Annotated in this window: 5 protein-coding genes; 3 read left to right on the forward strand and 2 right to left on the reverse strand. The window is 44.5% G+C overall.

Going from position 1 to position 7,979, the window contains the following annotated elements; genetic code table 11:
• Positions 1-72: 72 nt before the first annotated feature.
• Both bfmS and bfmR read right to left on the reverse strand, forming a co-directional pair.
• The gene (bfmS, locus tag B4033_RS11785) at positions 73-1,740 is read right to left on the reverse strand and encodes a sensor histidine kinase BfmS (RefSeq protein WP_286834197.1); all 1,668 of its coding nucleotides are present in this window, start codon (positions 1,738-1,740) and stop codon (positions 73-75) included.
• Between the two features lie 42 nt (positions 1,741-1,782).
• Complete coding sequence (bfmR, locus tag B4033_RS11790; protein WP_004891693.1) at positions 1,783-2,499, reverse strand: response regulator transcription factor BfmR; 717 nt, start codon at positions 2,497-2,499, stop codon at positions 1,783-1,785.
• Positions 2,500-3,054: 555 nt separating this feature from the next.
• On the opposite strand from bfmR, the gene B4033_RS11795 reads away from it, so the two are divergent.
• The 3 genes from B4033_RS11795 to B4033_RS11805 all read left to right on the forward strand — a co-directional run bounded on the left by B4033_RS11795 (position 3,055) and on the right by B4033_RS11805 (position 7,923).
• Positions 3,055-5,889 (forward strand): ribonucleoside-diphosphate reductase subunit alpha, encoded by a 2,835-nt coding sequence (locus tag B4033_RS11795; RefSeq protein WP_286834200.1) that lies wholly within the window; start codon positions 3,055-3,057, stop codon positions 5,887-5,889.
• A 290-nt stretch (positions 5,890-6,179) separates the two neighbouring features.
• Positions 6,180-6,308: a hypothetical protein gene (locus tag B4033_RS11800; RefSeq protein WP_255209521.1), complete on the forward strand. Its 129-nt coding sequence runs from the start codon at positions 6,180-6,182 to the stop codon at positions 6,306-6,308.
• 331 nt (positions 6,309-6,639) lie between these two features.
• Positions 6,640-7,923 (forward strand): ribonucleotide-diphosphate reductase subunit beta, encoded by a 1,284-nt coding sequence (locus B4033_RS11805; protein ID WP_286834203.1) that lies wholly within the window; start codon positions 6,640-6,642, stop codon positions 7,921-7,923.
• The last annotated feature ends 56 nt before the right edge of the window (positions 7,924-7,979 follow it).

Below are 7,979 nucleotides of genomic sequence, written 5' to 3' on the forward strand. Positions count from 1 at the left end.
TTTCATTAATTAGCCTCAATAAAAAAAACGATGCGGATGCATCGTTTTTTTTATAATCTAAAGACACCTTTTTTATAAGGAATCCAGGTCTTCTTTATGCTCTTCAACAGCCTTAAAGCGAGATTTCTTCTTATAACGTTGAGCTGGCCAGCTCATGGTAAAGCGTGCACCACCCAGCTTAGGACTTTGATCTACTTCAACCTTGCCACCAAACCAGAAGGCAATCCGGCTAACAATCGACAAACCCAGGCCATAACCACCAGATGCACGGGTACGGCTGTCATCCAGACGCGAGAAGGCTTCAAAGACGCGAGCACGATCTTCTTCCGGAATCCCCGCACCATCATCTTCTACACAGATATAAGCCTGTTGATTGGCATCAATACCACCGCTAATCATGATTCTTTCATCACAATAGCGCACAGCATTCCCGACCAGATTTTGTACCACACGATGCAGATAACGACGCTCGGCCTCAACCTCGATATCCATCGGCACCTGATGCAGTTCGATTTTCTTGCCAGTTTTTAGCGCTTCAGTTTCAGCTACAACCTGATCCAGCACTTCATGCAGATTAATCTTCTCGAAATCAAGGGAAGGTGTACCCTGCTCCAGTTTGGCATAGGTCATGATCTCATCAATCAGCTTGTTCAAGGCCTCGATGTCTTTATCGATCTGTTCCATCTGTTGCAGACGATATTCATAATCATCTTCATCCGCCAGCATTTCCATGGCAAAACGGATCCGTGCAACAGGTGTCCGCAGTTCATGTGAAACTGCACGCATCAACTCACGCTGGGCTTCGATCAGACGCTGAATATGATCTGACATGGCGTTATAGCTGGATGCCAATAATGCCATTTCATCCTTACCATCTATCGCCAGTCGTACTGACATGTTACCGGACTTCATCTTGTTCAAGGCATAGCTAACTTCACGCAGCTTACGTTGCATCGGCACCAGCAAACCATATACCCCCAGACTCAGCACAAACATACTCAGCAAGGTAATCCCGGCTGCCAACTGGAATGGCATCCAGTTAAACAAAGGCACAGGCCCCATCACCAGTACTTCAGACACCGAGCTTGGAATCGGAGAAACAATTGAAATAGTGGTACCGCGAATCGTGGCACTATCACGATAGAGAATAATGCTGTGATCTAGACGTAGACGGCCAATCTGTTCTGAATCGAGCGGCAGACTTTGCACATCCTGAATACTGATTGGATAAGAAAAATACTTCTGGATCTTTTCCAGATATTCTTTTTCCTGACCTGGGTAATAAACCAGATAGTCCAGAATAAATACCGGCAGCGCCTTCATCTGGCGCTCGGTAATATTGTCTGCTTTTATATATAGAAAATGCTTTGGATCATCACGCAATCCAATGACCACATAAGCCACTGAGGTTTGTGCATCCCAACGCACTACCGCCTTACGGTCTTCAATACGACGTTTCTCTGCACGGGTCAGATCAACTTTTTCAGCTTCTACATAATAGATCGGAAGCTCCAGTAAATCTGAAGCATCCGAAATCCAGTCCAGTTTCTGCTGCATATTCGGCTGGCGTGCTACCCCTTCACTCATGATATAGGCCATACCATCAGTCAAGGACTCACGATATACCTGCGCCCGCTGGTAGTTAATAATCTGCACCAACAGATAGCCGAACAGGGTCACCAGGAGTACCAGAATGACAAGTCCTGCATAAATACGCAAAAATATATTGTGTTTGAACACTTATAAGCTTTCCCGCTTATTCAGCTTAGGAATGGCATGTATTTACATGCCATTGGTTTCCTTAACGAACAGATAACCTTTACTACGAACTGTTTTAATACGTTTAGGGTTTTCTGGATCGTCCCCAATTTTCGGACGGATGCGCGAAATACGAACATCAATTGAACGGTCCTGGCCATCATATTCAATCCCACGAAGACGCTCGAAAATATCTTCACGCGAAAGAATACGGCCTGCATTTGATGCAAGCAACCACAACAGATCATATTCTGCACTGGTAAAGTCTACCAATTCACCATTCAAGGTCACAGAACGGCCACCATTATCGATCACAAGATCGTCAAATTCAATACGTTGAGCCACTTCATCTTCAGGCACTTTATCAGTACGACGCAACAAGGCACGAATACGTGCCAGTAGCACACGCGGCTGAACCGGTTTAGCGACATAGTCGTCCGCACCCATTTCCAAACCCAATACCTGATCCATATCTTCAGTACGTGCAGTCAGCATCAAAATCGGTTGATGATAATGTGGACGAACTTCACGACAGATGGTCAATCCATCCGCACCTGGCAACATAACATCTAAAACTACCATGTCTGGCTGCTCGGCGATAATGCGGCGAATCGCACGATTACCGTCGGGCTCTACCCCTACCTCAAGTCCGTTACGAATAAGATATTCTTGAGTTAAACGAGCAAGACGCTCATCATCTTCAACGATTAGAATTTTGGGTAACTTTTCTTCTTGGCTCATATATTGTGCACCTTTATTCGATGGACGTATCCTTTTGAAATCTGATAGATACGGTGGATATAGCAAGCAATATACACACGTTTACATTGTAAACAAGATAGCGTTCACCAAACTGATACATCAAAGTAGCATTTTGTAATATTTTTTTGCAGATATTTCTGTTAGCGACATTTTTTATACAAAACATCGAACAAATCTAGGCTAGGCAACCGTCTATCTGAATAAAAAATGCCCCTCAATTTGCTCAAAAAGAGTTATCCACAATGTTATCTATAAGTACTTCTTGCCAGCTTTGTTATGCTATGCCTTGCCGAATAAGGCTTGCACCAAGATGATAAAAAAAAGGATTTTTTTAATAAAGTTTCTCAGGTTGTTTCACTAAAATATTTATTAAAATGTCAATATTGATCTACCCTAAATTTTCCCGTATCTTGTGTTCAATTAATTTTTAAACCACTAGGTATTGTGTTTATTCCTCAAACACTGTGGCATAAAAATTGCCCAGTTCAAACGGTCCATAAACATAAAAATAGATGACAATGGAGCTATGCTAAAATGAGCGTAATTACTTCAACTCCTGGTCAACTTCAGGTGATTAAACGCACCGGCGATGTTGCCACTTTTGATGCAGAAAAAATTTCTGTCGCAATTGGTAAGGCTTTTTTGGCTGTTGAAGGCCAACAAAGTGCTGACTCGAGCCGTATCCACGATCGTATTGAGCAGCTGACGGAAATGGTCATGAACACTTTCAAACGTCGCTTGCCTTCTGGTGGGACGATTCACATTGAAGAAATCCAGGATCAGGTTGAACTTGCGCTTATGCGTACCGGCGAACAGAAAGTTGCGCGTGCCTATGTCATCTATCGCGAACAACGTTCTGACGCTCGTAAGCAGCTGGGTGCCAACCATCACCCTACCCTGCAAGTCACTGATGCAGCGGGTAAGCTCAAACCGCTTGACCTGAGCCAACTGACGGAAACTGTTGCTAAAGCTGCTGAAGACCTTGAAGGAATCGACGTTCAGGCAATTGTCGATGAGACCGTAAAAAACCTGTATAACGGCGTAAAAGAGTCAGACATCTCTACAACCATGATGATGGCGACCCGTACCCGTATCGAACAAGAACCAAACTATACTTATGTAACTGCTCGTCTATTACGTAATGACCTGGTAGCCACCGGTTTAGAGTTTTTGGGTCTTCCAACAGACACCAATGAAGGCGATGCGCTGGAAACTTACCTGAAAAAAGGGATTGAGCTAGAACTTCTTTCACCTGAATTATTAAACTTTGACTTAGCTAAACTTGCGACAGCGATTCAACCAGAACGCTCTAACCAGTTTACTTATCTAGGTCTGCAAACATTATTTGACCGTTATTTCATCCACTCGGATGGCGTACGTTTCGAATTGCCGCAATTATTCTTTATGCGTGTTTCAATGGGTCTGGCCCTGAACGAAGAAAACCGTGAAGAGCGTGCAATCGAGTTCTATAACCTGTTATCTAGCTTCGACTACATGGCATCTACGCCGACCCTGTTTAACTCAGGTACCTTACGTCCACAGTTGTCTAGCTGCTACTTGACTACAATTGATGATGACCTGTTTGACATCTATGGCGCAATGCGTGATAACGCAATGCTGTCTAAATGGGCAGGCGGTTTAGGGAATGACTGGACACCAGTTCGTGCCCTGAACTCATACATCAAAGGTACAAATGGTAAATCACAAGGTGTGGTTCCGTTCCTGAAAGTAGCGAACGATACAGCTGTTGCAGTAAACCAAGGTGGTAAGCGTAAAGGTGCAGTATGTGCATATCTTGAAACTTGGCACCTGGACATCGAAGAATTCCTGGAACTGCGTAAGAACACTGGTGATGACCGTCGTCGTACCCACGATATGAACACTGCGAACTGGGTTCCTGACCTGTTCATGCAACGTGTATTCGAAGATGCAGAATGGACACTGTTCACACCTTCTGAAACGCCTGATCTACATGACTTAACAGGCGCAGAATTCGCTGAGCGTTATGCTTACTACGAAAGCATTGCCAAAGAAACAAACATGCTGCACAAGAAAATCCGTGCAAAAGATTTGTGGCGCAAAATGCTGTCGATGCTGTTTGAAACTGGTCACCCGTGGATCACATTCAAAGACGTATGTAACCTGCGTTCACCACAGCAACACGTAGGCGTGGTTCACTCTTCTAACCTATGTACAGAAATTACGCTGAACACCAGCAAAGAAGAAATCGCGGTATGTAACCTGGGTTCGATCAACCTGGTACAACACGTTCAAGGCGGTGTACTTGATCGTGAAAAACTAGCACGTACAGTTAAAACTGCGGTTCGTATGCTGGACAACGTGATTGACATCAACTACTACGCTGTTCCTCAAGCACGTAATTCAAACCTGAAACACCGTCCAGTTGGTATGGGTATCATGGGCTTCCAGGATGCGCTATACGAAATGAACCTTGCTTATGGTTCTGATGCTGCGGTTGAGTTTGCTGATGAATCAATGGAAGTGATTTCTTACTACGCGATTTCAACTTCAAGTGATCTTGCTGTTGAACGTGGTACGTATGAAACATTCAAAGGTTCATTGTGGGATCAAGGTATTTTACCAATCGACTCACTTGACCTGGTTGCGAAAACTCGTCCAGAACGCATGTTCGAAGTAGACCGCACTCAACGTCTGGACTGGGACACTTTACGTGCCAAAGTTCAAAAAGACGGTATGCGTAACTCGAACGTAATGGCAATTGCGCCAACTGCAACGATTTCAAACATCTGTGGCGTGTCCCAGTCTATCGAGCCAACCTTCCAGAACCTGTATGTGAAATCGAACCTGTCTGGTGAATTCACCGTGATTAACCCATACCTGGTACGTGCGTTGAAAGAACGTGGTCTTTGGGATGCAGTCATGGTCAACGACCTGAAACATTTCGAAGGTTCTGTGCAGAAGATTTCCCGTATTCCTGAAGAGCTAAAAGCGATCTTCGCGACTGCGTTTGAAGTTGAAACTCGCTGGATCGTAGATGCTGCTTCACGTCGTCAAAAATGGATCGACCAGGCTCAGTCTCTGAACCTTTACATCGCTGGTGCAAACGGTAAGAAACTGGACATCACTTACAAGATGGCTTGGTTACGTGGTCTTAAGACAACTTATTACCTACGTGCATTGGGTGCGACTTCTGCTGAGAAATCAACGATTAATACTGGCGCACTAAATGCTGTTAAAGCGACTGCAACTGTAGCGCCTGTTGCGGCAGTCGCTCCAGCAGTTGAAGCAAAACCTGAAGTTCCTGCTGAGGAAGAAGGTTTTGCAAATGCAGCACCAGTACCAATGGCATGTTCAATTGACAACCCTGATTGTGAGGCTTGTCAGTAAGCTTCGCTTGACCTCCCCTAACCCCTCCTAAAAGGAGGGGGATCACAGCTCAGTCATCTAACATGTAAAAGTCCCTCTTTAAAAAAGGGGGATTTAGGGGGATTAAAAATTTAGGCAATAAAAAAGCCCTCTAGCGTCCGCGAAAACTAACTAGAAGGCTTTCAATCTCGAAGTGATATCAAGATGATCACGACGAGGCTGGCATATGTGAATGCGTGAGCGATTCTATCATTGAATTAGTTTATGAGCCAGTAAGAGTCATCTTGATTTTGTATCAAGGAGTACTGAGCATGGCTAATAATCAAAAAGCAGCTCGAAGTGCTATCACTGGTCAATACGTTACTTTGGAATATGCTAAAAAGCACCCAAAGACCACGATTGTTGAAACAGTGAAGCCGGCAAAATCATCTAAAAAATGATTTAAACGTGAATCCTAGTTTCGGCTAGGATTCACAAACTAAAAGTAAAAGGAAACCACCATGCCGCATATGACTCACAATTACCTGTTAGGACTTGTGGCACTGGTCGTTTCCTTTGTACTTACTTTTTATTTGCCAATTGCCTATTTCTGGTTAAAGGCTCATAAATCGCGCAAGCAAAATAAGTAGTGGGGATTTTTGCTCTTCCGTACAAAAGCAGAGCAGTCATCGACAAAACTTAATTTTGCTTACATAAATTGAGCGTATAGTAGGACATTTCAGCGAGGCTGAATGTCTAATAAAAGATATAAGCATCGAAGAGAGAACTGATATGTCTATCTTAAGTTGGGACGATTTCGAAGATGATTCGCAAAAACCAGCTGCACAAACACAGCAGCCTGCGCCCGTCGAGCCGCAAAAAGCGTCTAATTCACAGGTGGTACCTGATGCAAGCAACACATCGTCGGATGTGGCAGCTGCACAACCCCTTAGAGCCACTCAAAACCGAGGATCAAATCCAACCGATTCGCTGGCAAGAGCATCTGCTTCCCTAGAACAGCTTGATGTTGCTCCAGGTCTGGAAGAGCTTGAAATGGGTGCGCAGCGTGTACAGGTTGACGACAAGGCAATGATTAACTGTCGTGCGGACTTGAACCAGCTTGTTCCATTCAAATACGAATGGGCTTGGCAGAAATATCTGGACGGTTGTGCAAACCACTGGATGCCGCAAGAAGTGAATATGAACCACGACATCGCGCTATGGAAGTCTGAAAATGGCTTGACTGAAGATGAACGTACCATCGTGATGCGTTCACTTGGTTTCTTCTCGACTGCGGATTCACTAGTTGCAAACAACCTGGTACTGGCGATTTACCGTCACATTACCAACCCTGAATGCCGTCAATATATCCTGCGTCAGGCATTTGAAGAAGCGATTCACACGCATGCGTACCAATACTGTATCGAATCTTTAGGTATGGATGAAGGCGAAGTCTTCAACATGTACCGCGAAGTACCGTCAGTTGCACGTAAAGCTGCGTGGGGCTTGAAATATACGCAACAGTTAAGCGATCCAACATTTAAAACTGGAACGCCTGAAAACGACCAGATTTTGCTTCGCAACCTGATCGCGTTCTACTGTGTACTTGAAGGGATCTTCTTCTACTGCGGTTTCAGCCAGATTCTTTCGATGGGTCGTCGTAACAAGATGAATGGTGTTGCCGAGCAATTCCAGTACATCCTGCGTGATGAATCAATGCACCTGAACTTCGGTATCGATATGATCAACCAGATCAAGATCGAAAACCCGGGTTTATGGACCACTAAGTTCCAGGAAGAAATCATCCAGATGATTCTTGAAGGTACCATGCTGGAAATCGAATACGCACGTGACACGATGCCACGCGGTGTATTAGGTATGAATGCTGGCATGATGGAAGAATACCTAAAGTTCATTGCGAACCGTCGTCTGGCGCAGTTAGGTCTGCCTGAACAGTTTGCTGGCGTAAATAACCCGTTCCAGTGGATGTCAGAAATGATGGACTTGCGTAAAGAGAAAAACTTTTTTGAAACTCGCGTAACAGACTACCAAACTGGTGGTGCGTTAAGCTGGTAATCGAAAGATTCAGAAAATCCCGCGTCTGTCGCGGGATTTTTTATCAAAAGATAAAA

The organism is Acinetobacter sp. UBA3132, from assembly GCF_002364825.1.
Classification (GTDB): Bacteria; Pseudomonadota; Gammaproteobacteria; order Pseudomonadales; family Moraxellaceae; genus Acinetobacter; species Acinetobacter schindleri.